This window comes from Chitinophaga oryzae (assembly GCF_012516375.2).
GTDB lineage: Bacteria > Bacteroidota > Bacteroidia > Chitinophagales > Chitinophagaceae > Chitinophaga > Chitinophaga oryzae.
The window spans coordinates 183,094-199,577 of the sequence record NZ_CP051204.2 but is presented as its reverse complement, the minus strand read 5'-3'; the positions used below and the strand labels follow the sequence as shown (position 1 = coordinate 199,577).

At 52.4% G+C, this 16,484-nt stretch carries 13 protein-coding genes; 6 read left to right on the top strand and 7 right to left on the bottom strand.

Annotated elements, in window-relative coordinates; all coding sequences use genetic code 11:
- Positions 1-56 precede the first annotated feature (56 nt).
- Together HF324_RS00815 and HF324_RS00810 are read right to left on the bottom strand one after the other, a co-directional pair.
- A complete protein-coding gene (locus tag HF324_RS00815) occupies positions 57-653 on the bottom strand; it encodes a hypothetical protein (RefSeq protein WP_168861757.1) in 597 nt (198 codons plus the stop codon).
- A 13-nt stretch (positions 654-666) separates the two neighbouring features.
- Positions 667-1,284 carry an L-threonylcarbamoyladenylate synthase gene (locus HF324_RS00810; RefSeq protein ID WP_168808533.1) on the bottom strand — a complete coding sequence of 206 codons (618 nt, stop codon included), beginning with the start codon at positions 1,282-1,284 and terminating at the stop codon, positions 667-669.
- A gap of 169 nt (positions 1,285-1,453) precedes the next feature.
- Between HF324_RS00810 and mtgA the strand changes: the two genes are divergently transcribed.
- On the top strand, positions 1,454-2,230 hold the full coding sequence (mtgA, locus tag HF324_RS00805; protein ID WP_168808531.1) for a monofunctional biosynthetic peptidoglycan transglycosylase: 777 nt from the start codon (positions 1,454-1,456) through the stop codon (positions 2,228-2,230).
- On the opposite strand, the gene HF324_RS00800 is transcribed toward mtgA, so the two are convergent.
- The 4 genes from HF324_RS00800 to HF324_RS00785 form a co-directional block, all read right to left on the bottom strand.
- Positions 2,196-2,717: an AAA family ATPase gene (locus HF324_RS00800; protein ID WP_168808529.1), complete on the bottom strand. Its 522-nt coding sequence runs from the start codon at positions 2,715-2,717 to the stop codon at positions 2,196-2,198. The two genes, mtgA and HF324_RS00800, sit on opposite strands and share 35 nt — an antisense overlap.
- Positions 2,714-3,337, bottom strand: coding sequence for a nicotinamide riboside transporter PnuC (gene pnuC / locus HF324_RS00795; RefSeq protein ID WP_168861756.1), 624 nt, complete (start codon positions 3,335-3,337; stop codon positions 2,714-2,716). The genes HF324_RS00800 and pnuC overlap by 4 nt, the downstream gene beginning before the upstream one ends.
- Before the next feature lie 30 nt (positions 3,338-3,367).
- Positions 3,368-5,065: a PNGase F N-terminal domain-containing protein gene (locus HF324_RS00790; protein ID WP_258539379.1), complete on the bottom strand. Its 1,698-nt coding sequence runs from the start codon at positions 5,063-5,065 to the stop codon at positions 3,368-3,370.
- Between the two features lie 86 nt (positions 5,066-5,151).
- The gene (locus tag HF324_RS00785) at positions 5,152-5,748 is read right to left on the bottom strand and encodes a NifU family protein (RefSeq protein ID WP_078669665.1); all 597 of its coding nucleotides are present in this window, start codon (positions 5,746-5,748) and stop codon (positions 5,152-5,154) included.
- A 151-nt stretch (positions 5,749-5,899) separates the two neighbouring features.
- Between HF324_RS00785 and HF324_RS00780 the strand changes: the two genes are divergently transcribed.
- From HF324_RS00780 to HF324_RS00765, 4 genes are all read left to right on the top strand, one after another.
- On the top strand, positions 5,900-6,415 hold the full coding sequence (locus HF324_RS00780; protein ID WP_168808525.1) for a ferritin: 516 nt from the start codon (positions 5,900-5,902) through the stop codon (positions 6,413-6,415).
- Between the two features lie 54 nt (positions 6,416-6,469).
- Positions 6,470-6,922, top strand: coding sequence for a methylglyoxal synthase (locus tag HF324_RS00775; RefSeq protein ID WP_168808523.1), 453 nt, complete (start codon positions 6,470-6,472; stop codon positions 6,920-6,922).
- Positions 6,923-7,006: 84 nt separating this feature from the next.
- Positions 7,007-8,860, top strand: a complete 1,854-nt coding sequence (locus tag HF324_RS00770; protein WP_168861755.1) for a mechanosensitive ion channel family protein — start codon at positions 7,007-7,009, stop codon at positions 8,858-8,860.
- A gap of 73 nt (positions 8,861-8,933) precedes the next feature.
- Positions 8,934-10,475 (top strand): glycoside hydrolase family 10-like protein, encoded by a 1,542-nt coding sequence (locus tag HF324_RS00765; protein ID WP_168808519.1) that lies wholly within the window; start codon positions 8,934-8,936, stop codon positions 10,473-10,475.
- A 22-nt stretch (positions 10,476-10,497) separates the two neighbouring features.
- On the opposite strand, the gene HF324_RS00760 is transcribed toward HF324_RS00765, so the two are convergent.
- Positions 10,498-11,586 carry a hypothetical protein gene (locus HF324_RS00760; protein ID WP_168861754.1) on the bottom strand — a complete coding sequence of 363 codons (1,089 nt, stop codon included), beginning with the start codon at positions 11,584-11,586 and terminating at the stop codon, positions 10,498-10,500.
- A 363-nt stretch (positions 11,587-11,949) separates the two neighbouring features.
- Here HF324_RS00760 and gltB point away from each other — a divergent pair, with 363 nt between their 5' ends.
- Positions 11,950-16,479 (top strand): glutamate synthase large subunit, encoded by a 4,530-nt coding sequence (gltB, locus tag HF324_RS00755; protein ID WP_168861753.1) that lies wholly within the window; start codon positions 11,950-11,952, stop codon positions 16,477-16,479.
- The last annotated feature ends 5 nt before the right edge of the window (positions 16,480-16,484 follow it).

Below are 16,484 nucleotides of genomic sequence, written 5' to 3'. Positions count from 1 at the left end.
TATTTGATTAAGTCAAACAATCATTTATAATATATTATTTTACAATATATTACATGCTACTTTCCTTCTTGTCGCTGGGTGAGGTCATAACTTCCCAGTCTTAATTTCACCGGGATGCCGGTTTGTTTCTGCCAAACCCATTCTTTCTTGCAGAAAAAACCAAAATGCTGGTCGTAGTAAGCATGGCTGGTCATCAAACAGGCCGGGGAGGGTGAGCGAGAGGACAGGGCTGTCCGCTGCGGGAAGTTATCATTGGCGCGGTCTTCTCTTGAAAGCAGCGCGAAAGGGAAGCTTCCGAAAGAGACCTTATCAGCAGGTAGACCGTCCGCAGAGAGGCCATCGAAAAACAGCCGGCCGGCAGCAAGACCTCCTGACCGGGGAGGAGAGGATATTTTTTCTGCGTTGAAGCCACCGGAAGTGTGAGCAGACGAAAGCCGGGCAGCGGCATTACCAAAAAGGGAAACGCTGCTACGGGAAAATACAAACGGTGCGGGCGCTCCTCCGGCAGACCTGCTCTGAGGCACATGGCCGGAGTCCGCAACCAGCAACACCTGTTTGCCGGACGCCGGAACCTCCGTGATCTTACCGGATGATACCTGTGCCTGTAATGATACAGGCCCTATCATCAAACAACCGATCATCCACCATTTCATTTTATAAAATATTTCAGGTAATAGCCTCATAGCTGCCTATGCCTTCACGTATCAGTTCCGGTTCCGGACCGGTACAATCCACCACCGTGGAAAAACCCATTCCCCCGGGGCCGCCATCCACCACAATATCCACCACCTTGCCGAATTTCTCATAAATGATTTCCGGATCCGTATATTCTTCCACGTAGTGGTCAACGGGAAGCGTGGTACTCATCAGCGGATTGTCCAGTTCATGCACAATCGTCCGGCAGATATTGTTGTCCGGCACCCTGATACCGACCGTATCCTTCTTGGTCTTTAACAGTTTGGGCACCATCTTGCTCGCAGGCAGGATAAAAGTATAAGGGCCGGGCAGCGCTTTCTTCAGCATCCTGAATACCGGCGTATCCACGCTCTTGGCATAGTCCGAGAGATGGCTCAGGTCATAACAGATAAAAGAAAAATGCGCCTTCTTCGGATCGATCTGTTTAATCCGCGCGATCCGCTCTATCGCTTTGTGCTGGGTAATATCACAACCCAACCCGTAAACGGTATCAGTAGGATAGATAATGATACCTCCGTCCTTCAGACATTCCACGATCGTTTTTATATGGCGGGGATTCGGATTATCCGGGTGAACATTTAACAGCATAGTATCATGAATTAAATGAAAGTAACAACGATGACAACTGCGCAACAACCGTGCTGCTACTGTAAATTTACCAAATTAAATGCTCACTGTAAGTTAATATGCAATTCGTAATTCATAATTCCACAATTACTTCCTATCTTTCGGCCCGATTTTTCCAAACCTACGCGGAATGAAGTTAAAAGGCATTGTCCCCAGAACGTGGAGGAGATTGAAGCGGATACTGCTGGTCCTGTTTGTCGCACAATTTGTATATATCATCCTGTTACGATGGGTCAATCCACCGATCACTATCACCATGATCTCCAGCTGGGTCAGCGGCTGGGGCACCGATAAGCACCTGCAGAAATCCTGGGTCAGCTACGATGAGATATCCCAGCACGCCAAACTGGCCGTGATTGCCAGCGAAGATCAGCTCTTCCCGGACCACGACGGTTTCGACTATAAGTCGATCGAAAAGGCCATGAAACACAATTCCACCAGCAAAAAGATAAGAGGGGCCAGCACCATCAGCCAGCAGGTGGCCAAAAACGTATTCCTCTGGCAGGGCCGTAGCTGGGTGCGCAAAGGGCTGGAAGTGTATTTTACATTTATGATCGAAAAAATCTGGGGCAAACAACGCATACTGGAAGTATACCTGAATGTGGCCCAGACAGGCGATGGTATTTTCGGCGTGGAAGCCGCCTCTCAGGCTTACTATCATAAACCAGCCGCCAGCCTGAACCGCGAAGAAGCCGCGATGATAGCCGCCTGTCTTCCTAACCCTGTTAAATATACAGTCAATCCGCCGGCCCGCATTACCGCCTGGAGACAGCGAAAAATCCTGGTACAGATGCGCAACCTCGCGCCCGACCCGGACATTATGGAACTTGTTTCCGGCGTGAAAAAAGAAACTCCTGCATCAGAAAAAGGCGCTACTCCGCCAGCAACCGGCTCACAGCCTCAATAGCCAGCGCCTCCCGCTGTTCATAACTTCCCCGTATATCCGTCCAGGTTACTCCCGACTGCATCACGATGTCGCGGTACACCCGGTAAAAGTAAGACCGCATCTCCGGATCGGGATATTCACGCTGGGGATCTTCTTCCCAGGGCAGATCAATATAAGTCAGCAGGTAATGATCACACTCCTGTGCCGCGATGGCGGTCAGGATACGGGGATCGCATTCCTGGTATTTATGCTCGCTCCATACTTTGATTACATACAGATCAGTATCACATACCAGCAGGCGATTGGCTTTGGCAGCCATTTCCCGCTCCAGTTGCAACTGCCCTTCGGCGATGGCCAGCAGATCATGCTGCTCATAGGGGCGCCCAAGACCGTCCAGGTACTCCCGGGCGTACTCCGGAGTCCAAACGGTATGGAAATGCGCTGCCAGCGTGGCGCTGAGCGTGCTTTTGCCTGTTGACTCAGGCCCTATGACGACTACTTTTTTCATGAGTGGGAGGTTTCCTGTTGCAGCACAGCCTTACGCCAGCTGAAATATCCGAAGATAGCAATGATAAACAAAAAGATGGTCAGCAGCGCCGTCAGGTACAGGTGTTTGTAAAACAGCAGTGGCACTGCCACGAAGTTGGAGATATTCAGCAGTATCCAGTTTTCCACTTTCCGCTTTGCCAGCAACCACATCCCGCTACATGCCGTAGCAGAGATAAACGCATCCATGACCGGCACATTGGAATCGGAGAAATTGACCAGCAGCACATAAAAGACGGCCCATCCTGCCAGTGCGATGAAGATCGCCGTAGCCAGCTCCCGGGAGCTGCTACGGCTGATCTTCACTTCCGGTTTGGCCGGGCCCTGCCGGGCCCAGTATACCCATCCGTAAATGCTCATCACCAGGTAATAGGCGTTGAGCGTGGCGTCTGCATAGAGTTTAAAATGCTCCCGCGATAGCAGGTAGGTATAGATGCCGGTGCTGATGATACCGGTAGGGTATACCAGTATATTGTTTTTCTTCTGAAAGACGACCGACAATACAGCAAACAGTACTGCAATCGCTTCCAGCCAGGTCATGCCATGCAAGCTGTTTTGCAGTCCCGTTATAAAATCATTCATACAACAAATGTAAGTATTGCAGTTGATGGATTATTTTTTCCGTATACCCATGAGCGTACCGGATATATCCCAGAAACTCTGGCTGGTACCGGCCGGGGCGCCCTGTGGAATGGCCACCCTGATGGTATGCAGCCCCGGGCCGAGATCAGGCAGGGAAATGAACACCGGCGGGGTCAGCGTACCCGGGCACCAGTTGGAGCGGCTCAGGTCAGAAGAAGACAGGCCGTTGCCGAAGTTGCCGGATGCCGGATTGGACAGGCGATAGGTGCCGCAGTCCGTACGCCAAGGGATGAAGTGATATGCCCTTTTTCCGTCAACGAAAATTTCATTCTGCTTCGGGTTAAACTCATCGCCGCCGCCCCAGCCACCATGGCCGGTAGTGATATAACGCAACTGCAGGTGATGAACACCTTCCGGGATGTTGACGGTCACCGTCAGAGAATCCTTATCGAAGAGGGTAGGATACTCCTGTCCGGCCATTTCCATCAGGTTGGTGGTATTAAAAACCGGGTAGATCCAGTCCGGCTTCTGGCTGTTTTCATCTTCGTCGTCGCCGGGATAATATTTAAAACGCAGGCTTACCTTGTGTCCGCCTTTGTCGTAGTTACCGATATAAACGCCGAGCCACACTTCGCCCTGGAGGCGGTTCTGCAGTTCGGTGATGTCCTGTTTGTACATGACGGAATCGGCCCAATGATATCCTTTTATTTTCACCTGTTCATTGAAGTGGCGTACGCCGAAAGGGGTAAAGAAACGCAGCACTTCCAGCGCGGGCAGGTAATTATCGGTAGCTATCATGCCCTGGTACTGTTTGCCGTTTTTAGCGGTAAATACCGGCAGGGCGGCGGCGCCTTTACGGAGGCCGTCGAGGAAAGAAGCGGCTTTGTCTGTGGGCACCATGAACACGGAGCCGGTACGGTCATAGGCGTCTCCATTGGAATACTGCACCAGTTCAGCAAACATGGTTTCCCCTTTTTTAGGCGCTGGCAGTTTTACTTTTTTGAGGATCACGGTACCGCCGGCATAGCGGTAGGTGATGTTTGACTGGTCGTCTGCCGGGTTGGCGATATTGTTGCCCCAGCTGATCTGTTCCTGGTCAAACACCGGCAGGGTGGTGTAGCGGCTTTCGATCACTTCCCGCATGTAGGCAGCATCGTCTACCAGTTGCCCCGTTTGTGCCGGCCATGCCAGTTCTGCCGGGGTTATCTTGCGGTAGTCGATTTTGCGGGCGACGGTTTCGCTGTTGCCATTCCGTACGATTTTGAGCACCAGTCCCAGTCCCGGCGCCACCGCCAGGTTGGGCGTACCTTTGAGCGCCAGTTGATTAGTATACCATACTTCGATGGTATTGGAGCGGATAAAGAGTTTAGCTTTCTGACAGACCAGTCCAAGGATGGTGTCTGTGCCGGGCAGCAGTTCCGGCTGAACATACTCTGCGAAGGGTTTCTTTAACGTGTAGATGTTCCCGTTAGGACTGCCAAGCACCTGCAGGGAGGCATTTTCGGCCAGGTCCAGGTATTGCTGCTCTTTGGCGGCGGGACCGCCGGGAACGAGGCGGGCCCTGTTGTGGTCAATGAATAGCTGCAAGCCGTTGCCTGCATCTTTTCCGTTGCTGCGCATGCCGTAGGTGATCACGGCGGCGGCGCTGTCGGTGTTTCTTTTCTTCTGTGCCAGTACCGGCTGGGCGGTGATGGCCAGGCCGGCCAGCATAACCAGTAATCCTTTCATTGTCGCTATATCTATCTTAAAAAAATAAAAAAGCACAGCCAAAAAGACTGTGCTTCATTTAACACTATCATTCACTCAACTATGGCTTATTCTGCTTCTGCCACAACTTCCTTCACTTCCGGGATCATACGCTTCATCATGCCTTCGATACCGGCTTTCAGCGTAATCATGGAAGAGGGGCAGCCTGAACAGGAACCCTGTAACATCAGTGTTACCGTGCCGGCTTCATAGTTTTTGAACTGAATGGCGCCGCCATCCATTTCTACCGCAGGTTTCACATAGTTTTCCAGCAGTTCCTTGATTCTTTTTACCACGTCGCTGTCATCTGCGCTAACGGTGTTGCTGGCGGTGTCTTTCGTCACTACCACTTCGTCTTCGTTGATAACAGGGCGGTTATCCTCCAGGTATTCCTTCAGAAAGGCTTTTACCGTGGGGATTATATCGTTCCAGTCTGTTTCACTGGTTTTGGTGAGCGTGATGAAGTTGGCCATAATGAACACGCCCCTGATGAAAGGGAAGCTGAACAGTTCTATCGCCAAAGGGGACGGTTTTGCGCTGGCCTCATCCGGAAAATCGATGCTCTTGCCGGGATACAGGAGTTTGTTGGCTACAAACTTCATGGTTTCCGGATTGGGCGTCATTTCCGTGTATATGCTAATGATCGGATTTCCTGTTTTAATCATTTTATCCTAATTTACCTGACAAAGGTAGCACTTTCCGGGCAGAATTTAAGCCAGCGGAAAGGGAAACCTCATCGAATTTTACAATAACGTTATAAGCGGCAGCAATATCCCCTCTAACGCCGTTCCCTACATCAAATTAAAAACTAATGTCATGTTACTGAAAGAGCTTTCTCCCAAAATTCAGGCTGCGCTCAACCAACAGGTGGAAATGGAAGCCGCTTCGTCCCAGTATTACCTGGCCATGGCTTCATGGGCCGAAGTACAGGGGTATAACGGTATCGCACAGTTCCTCTACCGGCATTCCGACGAAGAGCGTATACACATGCTGAAACTGGTGAAATTCATCAATGAAAGAGGCGGTCACGGCCTCGTTCCGGCACTCCGGCAACCGGAGCATCAGTTCGCCAACATTCATGCTGTATTTGAACACGTATACAGCCATGAGCTGGCCGTTTCCCGGGAGATCAACAAACTGGTGGACCTCTGCCTGCAGGAAAAAGACTATGCCACCCACAACTTCATGCAGTGGTATGTCACCGAACAGATTGAAGAAGAACGCATGGCGCGCAATATCCTTGATAAACTCAAACTGATCGGGGAAGACAAAGGCGGCCTTTATATCTTCGACCGCGACCTGGCCAACCTCGATACGGCCGACAGGCACTAATATTATTAAATTTTACATTTATTTTTCTCCCGCGGCTTAGTACTTTTGCAGCATATGCAGACCATCAAAACATTGAAAGCACGCAAAAGGGTGGCCCTGATCGCGCACGACCACAAAAAGGCCGAGCTGATAGAATGGGCGACCTACAACAAAACGGTACTGAGCCGCCATGAACTCTACGCTACCGGCACCACCGGCAAACTGATCGAGGAAGCGCTGGACGTTTCTGTCAGGAAACTGCTGAGCGGCCCGCTGGGTGGCGACCAGCAGATCGGCGCCCTCGTTGCCGAAGGCGCGCTGGACGTGATCATCTTCTTCTGGGACCCCATGGAAGCCCTGCCGCACGATCCGGATATCAAAGCGCTGCTGCGACTGGGCGTAGTGTGGAATATCCCTGTGGCCTGTAACCGCGCTTCGGCCGACTTCCTGCTGACATCCCCGCTGATGCACCAGGACTACGAAGTGATCCTGCCGGACTATTCCCAGTACCTGCAACGGAAAGTCTAGCCCCGCCTTACACTCTCCCGTTTTTTATGCCCTGTAGCTATGTTGCGCCGGGAAATTTCCGTACTTTAATAAAAAGCTTCGGGAATGAGATCCGTATTTTCCTTTTTATTAACCATCCTTACCATCCATCAGAGCCTCGCACAGGACAGCAGCAAAGTATCACAAGACTCCACCACCAACGCACAGCTCATTGCCACCACCCGGCTGCTCCGGGAAAGCGACTCCCTGATAAGGGCAGATGCCGCCACCAAAGCCGCCCTGGAAGAACAGATCCTGCAACTCAGCAATAACAACCAGCGCAAAAAAGAACTGGAACAACAGCTCGCTGTGATCGTGCAGGCCGACTCGCTCAGGAAAGTCCACCAACGGGAACGTATCCTCCGGATGAAAGCCATCTCGCAAGGCATACCCGTAGCCCCTTTCGGCGACACCCTGTTCCGCGTGTATAACAAACTGGGCCCGTTCAAACCCAGCGACCGCGCCGCCAATATTTCCCGTAAACTGCAACTGATCGAAAAAGACCCGTTCTACTCGCCGGATTCCATCCGGGTAGTGCCCAACGAAAACAATGTCGATGTGGTGTACAACGACATGATTATCCAGACCATCACCGACGACGACGCGCTCTGGCTGGACCAGGACAAGGCCCGGGTGGCCGATACCTACGCAGCGCTTATCCGCAAAGCCATACAGCAGGAAAAAGCGCAGCACAGCGTACAGTACATCCTGGTACGTCTTGGCTGGCTGGCGCTGATACTCGTCGTGCTGGGCTTTATCATCTTCGGTATCAACCGGCTGTTCAGGTCCCTTCGCAAAAGGCTTGTCCGCGAAAAAGACCGTTACGTGAAAGGCGTGAAAGTAAAGAACTACGCCCTGCTGAACCAGCAGAAACAACTCAGTCTTATCTACAGCGCCCTTGGCGTGGTACGCATCGTACTTATCCTGCTGGTCCTCTACATTACGCTGCCGCTCATCTTCGGCATCTTCCCCTGGACCAAAGGCATTGCCGATAAACTCATCGACTGGACCTTATCGCCTATCAAATCCATCCTGCTGGGCATCTTCAGCTATCTGCCCAAACTACTGACGATACTGGTCATATATGTGGTAACGCGCCTGCTCATCCGGCTGGTCAACTATCTCGCCAGTGAAATCGCCTGCGGCAACCTGAAAATCAACGGCTTTTATACAGACTGGGCCTGGCCTACCGCCAGTGGCATCAAGTTCCTGCTATACGCTTTTATGTTTGTCGTGATCTTTCCTTATCTCCCGGGGTCAGACTCCAAAGTGTTCCAGGGCGTGTCCGTATTTCTCGGCATCCTTTTCTCCCTGGGATCGTCGTCCGCCATTTCCAATGTGGTAGCCGGCTTTGTGATCACCTACATGCGGCCCTTTAAAATAGGGGACCGTATACGGCTGGGGGAAATCACCGGCGATGTTATTGAAAAGAACCTGCTGGTAACGCGGTTGCGCACCACCAAAAACGAAGAGATCACCGTGCCCAATGCCAGCATCCTCAACGGCCATACGGTCAACTTCACTTCTTCCAGTAAAGATCTGGGGCTGATCCTGCACACCACCGTCACTATTGGTTATGATGTCCCCTGGAAACAGGTGCACGATCTGCTGGTCCGCGCTGCGCTGGCCACCGATGGCATCCTGAAAGACCGGCAGCCATTTGTGTTGCAAACAGCGCTGAATGATTTTTCTGTAGCTTATGAAATCAACGCCTATACGGAAAAATCGCACCGGATGAGTGAAATCTATTCCCTGCTGAACCAGCAGATACAGGATCATTTTAACGAGGCCGGCGTAGAGATCATGTCTCCGCAATATCATGCACACCGCGATGGAAATACCACGACCATTCCGGCTTCCTATATGCCGGGAAATTACGAGCCTCCCGCATTTAAGGTAAAAGTGGACCATAAGCCATAAGAATCATATAATTAAGCAAGCAAACAGGCTTCCTTTTTGCTATTTTCGCATCTTACGGTTTAAAGCAAGGCAGATGTTGAAGCAGTTATTAGCCGGTGTGGCCCTTTGTGCGGGCCTCACACAGCAGGCATGGGCGCAGTTGCCGCCCAAAAGGGAAATGCGCGGGATGTGGATCGCCACAGTGGAAAATATTGACTGGCCTTCCAGGCGCGGATTGCCCACGGAACAACAAAAGCAGGAGTTTATCGATTTGCTTGATCAGATGCAACGCAATGGCATGAACACGGTCGTTGCCCAGGTACGGCCTGCAACCGACGCGTTTTATGCTTCTCCTTATGAACCCTGGTCCGAATATCTGACCGGCACACAAGGGCAGGCGCCCAACCCTTACTACGATCCCCTTCAGTTTATGATTGAGGAGACCCACAAGCGGGGCATGGAGTTTCACGCCTGGTTCAACCCCTACAGGGCCGTATTCAATGTCAGCCGCAGCAGCGTAGCCGCTAATCACATCACCCGCCTGAAACCGCAGTGGTTCCTCGTCTACGACAATAAAAAATATTTCGATCCCGGTATCCCGGAAGTGCGGACCTATGTGACTACCGTCGTGCGCGATGTGGTAAAAAGATATGACATCGATGCCGTCCACTTCGATGACTATTTCTATCCTTATCGTGTGCCCGGCAAAGAATTCCCCGACAACGTTTCCTACCGCATGTATGGTAACGGCATGATGAAAGATGACTGGCGCAGGGCCAATGTGGACGCCATCATTGAAATGCTCAGCGTTGCCATCAAAGCCGAAAAACCATGGGTGAAATTCGGTATCAGCCCCTTCGGCGTGTGGCGCGACCGCAGCAAAGATCCTGAAGGCTCCTACACCCGCGGCGGCATGACCAACTACGACGATCTCTACGCTGATATTTTAAAATGGCTGAAGAAAGGATGGATAGATTACGCAGCGCCTCAGTTGTACTGGGAGCGGGGCCACCGCCTGGCGGACTATGAAGTGTTGCTCAACTGGTGGAGCCAGCACGGCTATGGCCGGCAGATATACATCGGACATGGCGTTTACCGCCTCGGCAGCAACGCCGCCTGGAAAAATCCACGCGAACTGCCGATGCAGATAGAAGAGGCTCGGACACTGAATACCATACAAGGCAGCGTCTTTTACAGCGCCAAATCTTTCCGCGGCAACCCGCTGGGTATCGAAGACACGCTGCGCAACCACTACTATAAGTACCCCGCGCTGCGGCCGGTAATGTCGTGGCTGCCCAATACCACACCAGACCCTCCTTATTTCATCGATGCTTTTGAAAGGCCCGGCGGACTGGAAATCCACTGGACCGACGACGATACCAGCGGCCGTACCAAACAATATGTGCTGTACCGTTTTGAAGCCAATGAGCCGGTTAACGTGACCGACCCCACGAAAATCCTGGCCATCCTGCCACAATCGTCAGATCCGGAATACAAAGACCTGACTTATGTGAGAGGGAAGACCTACACTTATGTAGTTACCGCGCTGGACCGGCTCCAGAATGAGAGCCACCTCAGCGAACCGCTGCGGATGGAGATCAGAAACGGTAAAACGACATTTATCTTTGAACCCTGACAACCGGAAACAGGCGCATATATCAGAAGATAAATGCGCCTGTTTCCATATCTATAGCTGTAGCGTCCGGGCTTACCTTCAGGGCAGGAAAAGCGTCGGCACTGACCATATGCCCGCTGCCTGATGCCGCCAGCGCTCCTATGGCGCCTCCCAATATACCACCTGTCATTGCAGCCCGGCTACGGTCACGGCTATCTTTCAGGTAACGGGAAATAACATATCCATATTCGAAACGCTCCAGCTGAACCAGCTTCCCCTCCACATAGCGAAATATGTTTCCTTCCTTTACAACAGCCCAACAGGATTTAACCCGTCCTTTCTGCCCCTCCGGGGTGGTTGCAATAATATCCCACCACTCATACTCATATTCGCCCTTTTTAATTTCAAACTGCGTGAAGACAGGAGTGTTGTTCCGGAAAGCTTCAAAGCTCTGATACACACCATCTTTCAACTGTGCCATTAATGCCGGTACTTGTCTTATTTGCAGGTGACGGGCAAGGATATCTGACTTCGCCCACAGGCTGTCAGATTTTTCCGGTGTCTTCTGCAGCAACTCCGCAAAAGCACCGGCTATAAACTGATGGTGCTTTTTCGTTAGCCCCAGGCCCCTGTTCAGTTTGGCCTCATCCATAGCGTACAGCCGTTTGTAATGCTGGCCGTCTGTAGATCCATAAGCTGTGGCCTTCAGGCGGACGAAAGCTTTTTCGGTCATACCGCCGGGTTGTTCGCCTATCCGCAGGTCATCTATCACCCACAGGAGCTTCATCCCATCCGGGGTATACAGGTGAGAAAATGCATTTTCCACAAATTCCGAAAGGTAGGGCGTCATTGCTTTATCAGGGGTGGCGGGCATCCAGCGGGAACCCAGCGAGATAAAGCCCAGGTGCGCCGTATCCCACAGCGCGCTGACCACTTCGATACCGCTGATCTTTAATGGCAGTTGCTCTGCTGTCAGCAGTTTTTCTTTTCCGAGAACGATTTTTCCTGTGTTCAGTTCTGCCTGCTTTTGTGATTTCACCGGCGCCACCTCGTCAGTAGGGTATTGCGCCATAGCCGTCACGGCAGAAGCGGTTAACAACGCTGAAAGCAGCAGGGATTGTTTGGTTGACATTTTATATTATATATATGATTGATAGGTATAGGTTGCTGTTTATGACAATTTTCCGCGAATTTAAGTCAATCCGGGTATTGCCACTGTCTGCTTCCGGGCCCGGATATTTCCGTCCGCCAAGTTGACAATAACTCCGCAACCGCCTGCCCGGATTACCGGCCTCACTGCAATCATTTTTCTATAAATTCTAACAATAAGGGATATATTTTTATTTTTTTCTAAATTTTTAGCTTCTATCAAAAATTTATATAAAAAATACAGCGTTCCTTTAGTATCTTTAAACCGTTCCCGAATTATATCGTACACCACCCATCGACGAAAGTCAGAAGGGAGGAGTGTATCAAAGCAAAAAATCTAAACCAAATGGATGAAGTGAAGCAAACGCAAGGTTTATACCGTCCTGAATTCGAACATGATGCCTGCGGAACAGGTTTTACGGCTCATATCAAGGGTCGTAAATCCCACCATATTATTCGTGATGCCCTCACCATGCTGGAAAACATGGAACACCGCGGTGCCTGCGGTTGTGAGCAGAACACGGGTGATGGTGCAGGAATCCTGTTTCAGGTCCCCCATGAATTTTTATATGATGAGTGCCTTCGGTTAGGTATCAGCTTGCCTGAATTTGGTAAGTATGGTGTAGGCATGGTCTTTTTCCCGAAAGAACCCCGCTGGCGCGAAGAGTGCCGTGAAATCCTGCAACGCAGCGCCGAAAAACTGGGCCTCGAGATCCTGGGATACCGTAAAGTACCCGTTCGCCCCGATGGCATCGGAGAATCCGCCCTGTCTGTAGAACCGGAAATTGAACAGGTATTTATCGCCTGTCCCTATCATATCAGCGACCCGGAACTGTTTGAGCGCAAACTGTTTGTGCTCCGCAATTACGTGTCCAAAACCGTTCGTAATACCATCCCCAAAGAGAAAGCACTGTTTTACATCGCTTCTCTTTCCTATAAAACGATCGTATATAAAGGTCAGCTGACCACCTACCAGGTACGTCATTATTATACTGACCTGAGCGATGAGAAGATGGTGTCCGCCTTCGCCCTCATCCACTCCCGTTTTGCAACCAACACTTTCCCCAGCTGGCGGTTAGCGCACCCTTACCGTTATATCGCCCACAACGGGGAAATTAATACGCTGAAAGGCAACCTTAACTGGCTCCGCTCCGGTGAGCGCGACTTCATGTCCCGGTTTTTCACTCCCGAAGAAATGGACATGCTGCTGCCGATCGTAGAAGAAGGTCAGTCGGACTCCGCCAGCCTCGACAACGTGATCGAGCTGCTGACCATGACCGGCCGCTCCCTGCCCCATGTAATGATGATGCTGATCCCAGAAGCATGGGACGGCAATGAAGACATGGCGCCGGAGAAAAAAGCTTTCTACGAATACCACGCTTCCCTGATGGAACCCTGGGACGGCCCGGCCTCCATCTCCTTCACCGACGGTAAAATCATCGGTGCTACGCTGGACCGTAACGGATTACGCCCCAGCCGCTTTGTCGTGACCAAAGACGATCGCGTGATCATGGCCTCTGAAGCCGGTGTATTACCCATCGATCCTAAAAACGTAAAAGAAAAAGGACGCCTGCAGCCCGGAAAAATGTTCATCGTAGACATGGACCAGGGCCGCATCATCGGCGATGAGGAGCTGAAACAACAGATCTGCACCCAACAGCCATACGGCGAATGGCTCAATAAATATAAGATCCGCATGGAAGAGCTGCCTGAGCCAAGGGTTACCTTTACCCACCTCGAGCACGACCAGATCTTTAAATACCAGCGCGCTTTCGGTTACAGCACCGAAGATATGGAGCATATCATTGCCCCGATGGCCATCGACGGCAAAGAACCGGTAGGCTCCATGGGCACGGATACGCCGCTGGCCGCGCTCAGCAATCAGCCGCAGCACCTGGCCAACTACTTCAAACAGCTGTTCGCCCAGGTGACCAACCCACCCATCGATCCCATCCGGGAAAGACTGGTAATGTCGCTCGCCACCTTCGTAGGCGGCAACGGCAACCTGCTGGACGAAGATCCGCTGCACTGCCACAGCCTGGCACTGCGCCATCCGATCCTCAACAACTACGAACTGGAAAAAATACGCAGTATCGATACCGGCCTGTTTCAGGCGAAGACGCTGCATACCTACTTTAAGGCCGACGGCAAACCCGGTTCCCTCGAAAAAGGGTTGGCCCGCCTGTGCCGCTACGCAGTAGATGCCGTAGAAGACGGGTTTGAAGTCCTCATCCTCTCTGACCGCGCCATCGACTCCGAGCACGCCGCCATCCCGTCACTGCTGGCCGCATCCGCCGTACATCACCACCTGATCCGCAAAGGTATCCGCGGCTCGGTAGGGCTGATCGTGGAAGCCGGCGACGTTTGGGAAGTACACCACTTCGCCTGCCTGCTGGGCTTCGGCGCTACCGCAGTAAACCCGTACCTGGCGCTCAGCACCATCCGCGACCTGAAACTGTCCAATAAGCTGGACACCGACCTGGACGTAGATAAACTGAAGAAAAACTACATCAAAGCCGTTTGCGACGGTTTGCTCAAAGTATTCTCCAAAATGGGTATCTCCACCCTGCAATCTTACCAGGGCGCGCAGATATTCGAGATCCTGGGCATCAACCAGCAAGTGGTGGATAAATATTTCGCCGGCGCCGTATCCCGTATCCAGGGCCTCGGCCTCGATGAAATCGCCCGCGAAACGCTGGCAAAACACTGGATGGGCTACGGCCGCAAGGAAACACCGGTACAACGGCTCACCGAAGGCGGCGTATACCAGTGGAAACGCAAAGGCGAATTCCACCTCTTCAATCCCACTACCATCCACCTGCTGCAGTATTCCACCCGTATGGGCGACTACAGCGTGTTTAAAAAATACTCCAAAGCCGTTAACGACCAGAGCGAAAAAGCCTGCACCCTACGTAGCCTCTTTTCGTTTAAACGTACCCGTGCTTCCATCTCCATCGATGAGGTGGAACCAGCTTCCAGCATCTTCAAACGCTTCGCGACAGGCGCTATGAGCTTCGGTTCCATCTCTCACGAGGCGCACTCCACCCTCGCCATCGCGATGAACCGCATCGGCGCTAAAAGCAATACCGGCGAAGGGGGAGAAGATGAGATCCGCTATGAGCAACTGCCCAACGGCGACTCTATGCGCTCCGCCATCAAACAGGTAGCCAGCGCCCGTTTCGGCGTTACCAGCTACTACCTGACCAATGCCGACGAATTACAGATCAAAATGGCCCAGGGTGCTAAACCCGGCGAAGGCGGCCAGCTGCCCGGCCATAAAGTGGACGACTGGATCGCGAAAGTAAGGCACTCCACCCCGGGTGTAGGCCTCATCTCTCCGCCGCCGCACCACGATATTTACTCTATCGAAGATCTGGCACAGCTCATCTATGACCTGAAAAATGCCAACCGCGCCGCCCGCATCAGCGTAAAACTGGTGTCTAAAGCCGGCGTAGGCACTATCGCTGCCGGCGTGGCCAAAGCACATGCCGACGTGGTACTGATTGCCGGTCATGATGGTGGTACCGGCGCTTCTCCGATAAGCTCCATCAAACATGCCGGCCTGCCGTGGGAACTTGGCCTCGCCGAATCCCACCAGACACTGGTGAAAAACAAACTCCGCAGCAGGGTAGTACTGCAGACCGACGGCCAGCTGAAAACAGGCCGCGACATCGCCATCGCCACACTGCTCGGCGCAGAAGAATGGGGCGTGGCTACCGCCGCACTTATCGTGGAAGGCTGTATCATGATGCGTAAATGCCATGTCAACACCTGCCCCGTAGGCGTGGCCACCCAGGACCCGGACCTGCGCAAACGCTTCACCGGCGACCCGCAACATGTGGTGAACCTCTTCACCTTCCTCGTGGAAGAACTGCGCGAAATCATGGCCGACCTCGGCTTCCGTACCATCAACGAAATGGTAGGCCAGGTTGACAACCTCCAGATGCGCGAAGGTATCACCCACTGGAAAACACAGAAACTGGACCTTTCTCCCATCCTGTACAAAGAACCGGCAGCTCCTGAAACCGGCCTGTACAAACAGGAAGAGCAGGACCACGGTATCGCTGAAGTGCTCGACTGGCAGCTGCTGAAAGCAGCACAGCCGGCGCTGGAGAAAAAGACAAGGGTTTACCAACAATATCCTGTTAAAAATACCGACCGTACCATCGGCACCATCCTCTCCAACGAAATATCCAAACGTTACAAGAGCGAAGGCCTGCCGGAAGATACCATCCACTTCAAGTTCACCGGTTCTGCCGGCCAGAGCTTCGGCGCCTTCTCCACCAGGGGGCTTACCCTCGAACTGGAAGGCGAAGCCAACGACTACTTCGGTAAAGGGCTTTCCGGCTCCAAACTGATCCTCTATCCTCACGGAGAAGCAGGCTTCAAAGCGGAGGAAAACATCATCGCAGGTAACGTGTGCTTCTATGGCGCCACCTCCGGTGAAGCCTACATCCGCGGTAAAGCTGGCGAACGCTTCTGCGTCCGTAACTCCGGCGCTACCATCGTGGCAGAAGGAGTAGGCGACCACGGCTGCGAATACATGACCGGCGGCCGCGCTGTTATCCTCGGTGAAACAGGCCGCAACTTCGGCGCCGGTATGAGCGGCGGTATCGCTTATGTGTACGATGTCAAAGGCTCCTTCGCCAACCACTGCAACCGCGATATGATCGATCTCGATCCGCTGGACCAGGAAGATGTGGCTGCCCTGCAGGACCTGATCACTAAACATCACGCCTACACGAACAGCACCGTGGCGAAATTTATCCTGAAAGACTGGGAAAATCAGCTGCGTCATTTCGTGAAAGTATTCCCGAAAGAATACAAGGCCGTGCTGAAAGCAGGCGTATCACAAGGACAGAAGATAAAACGTTAATATGG

Excerpts from the sequence above, each read along its gene's own strand:
- HF324_RS00770 (WP_168861755.1), top strand. The coding sequence starts at position 7,007 with ATGAGATCCGTATTTTCCTTTTTATTAACCATCCTTACCATCCATCAG.
- HF324_RS00790 (WP_258539379.1), bottom strand. The coding sequence starts at position 5,065 with ATGAAAGGATTACTGGTTATGCTGGCCGGCCTGGCCATCACCGCCCAG.
- pnuC (WP_168861756.1), bottom strand. The coding sequence starts at position 3,337 with ATGAATGATTTTATAACGGGACTGCAAAACAGCTTGCATGGCATGACC.
- HF324_RS00810 (WP_168808533.1), bottom strand. The coding sequence starts at position 1,284 with ATGCTGTTAAATGTTCACCCGGATAATCCGAATCCCCGCCATATAAAA.
- mtgA (WP_168808531.1), top strand. The coding sequence starts at position 1,454 with ATGAAGTTAAAAGGCATTGTCCCCAGAACGTGGAGGAGATTGAAGCGG.
- HF324_RS00775 (WP_168808523.1), top strand. The coding sequence starts at position 6,470 with ATGCAGACCATCAAAACATTGAAAGCACGCAAAAGGGTGGCCCTGATC.
- HF324_RS00780 (WP_168808525.1), top strand. The coding sequence starts at position 5,900 with ATGTTACTGAAAGAGCTTTCTCCCAAAATTCAGGCTGCGCTCAACCAA.
- HF324_RS00760 (WP_168861754.1), bottom strand. The coding sequence starts at position 11,586 with ATGTCAACCAAACAATCCCTGCTGCTTTCAGCGTTGTTAACCGCTTCT.
- HF324_RS00815 (WP_168861757.1), bottom strand. The coding sequence starts at position 653 with ATGAAATGGTGGATGATCGGTTGTTTGATGATAGGGCCTGTATCATTA.
- gltB (WP_168861753.1), top strand. The coding sequence starts at position 11,950 with ATGGATGAAGTGAAGCAAACGCAAGGTTTATACCGTCCTGAATTCGAA.
- HF324_RS00800 (WP_168808529.1), bottom strand. The coding sequence starts at position 2,717 with ATGAAAAAAGTAGTCGTCATAGGGCCTGAGTCAACAGGCAAAAGCACG.
- HF324_RS00785 (WP_078669665.1), bottom strand. The coding sequence starts at position 5,748 with ATGATTAAAACAGGAAATCCGATCATTAGCATATACACGGAAATGACG.
- HF324_RS00765 (WP_168808519.1), top strand. The coding sequence starts at position 8,934 with ATGTTGAAGCAGTTATTAGCCGGTGTGGCCCTTTGTGCGGGCCTCACA.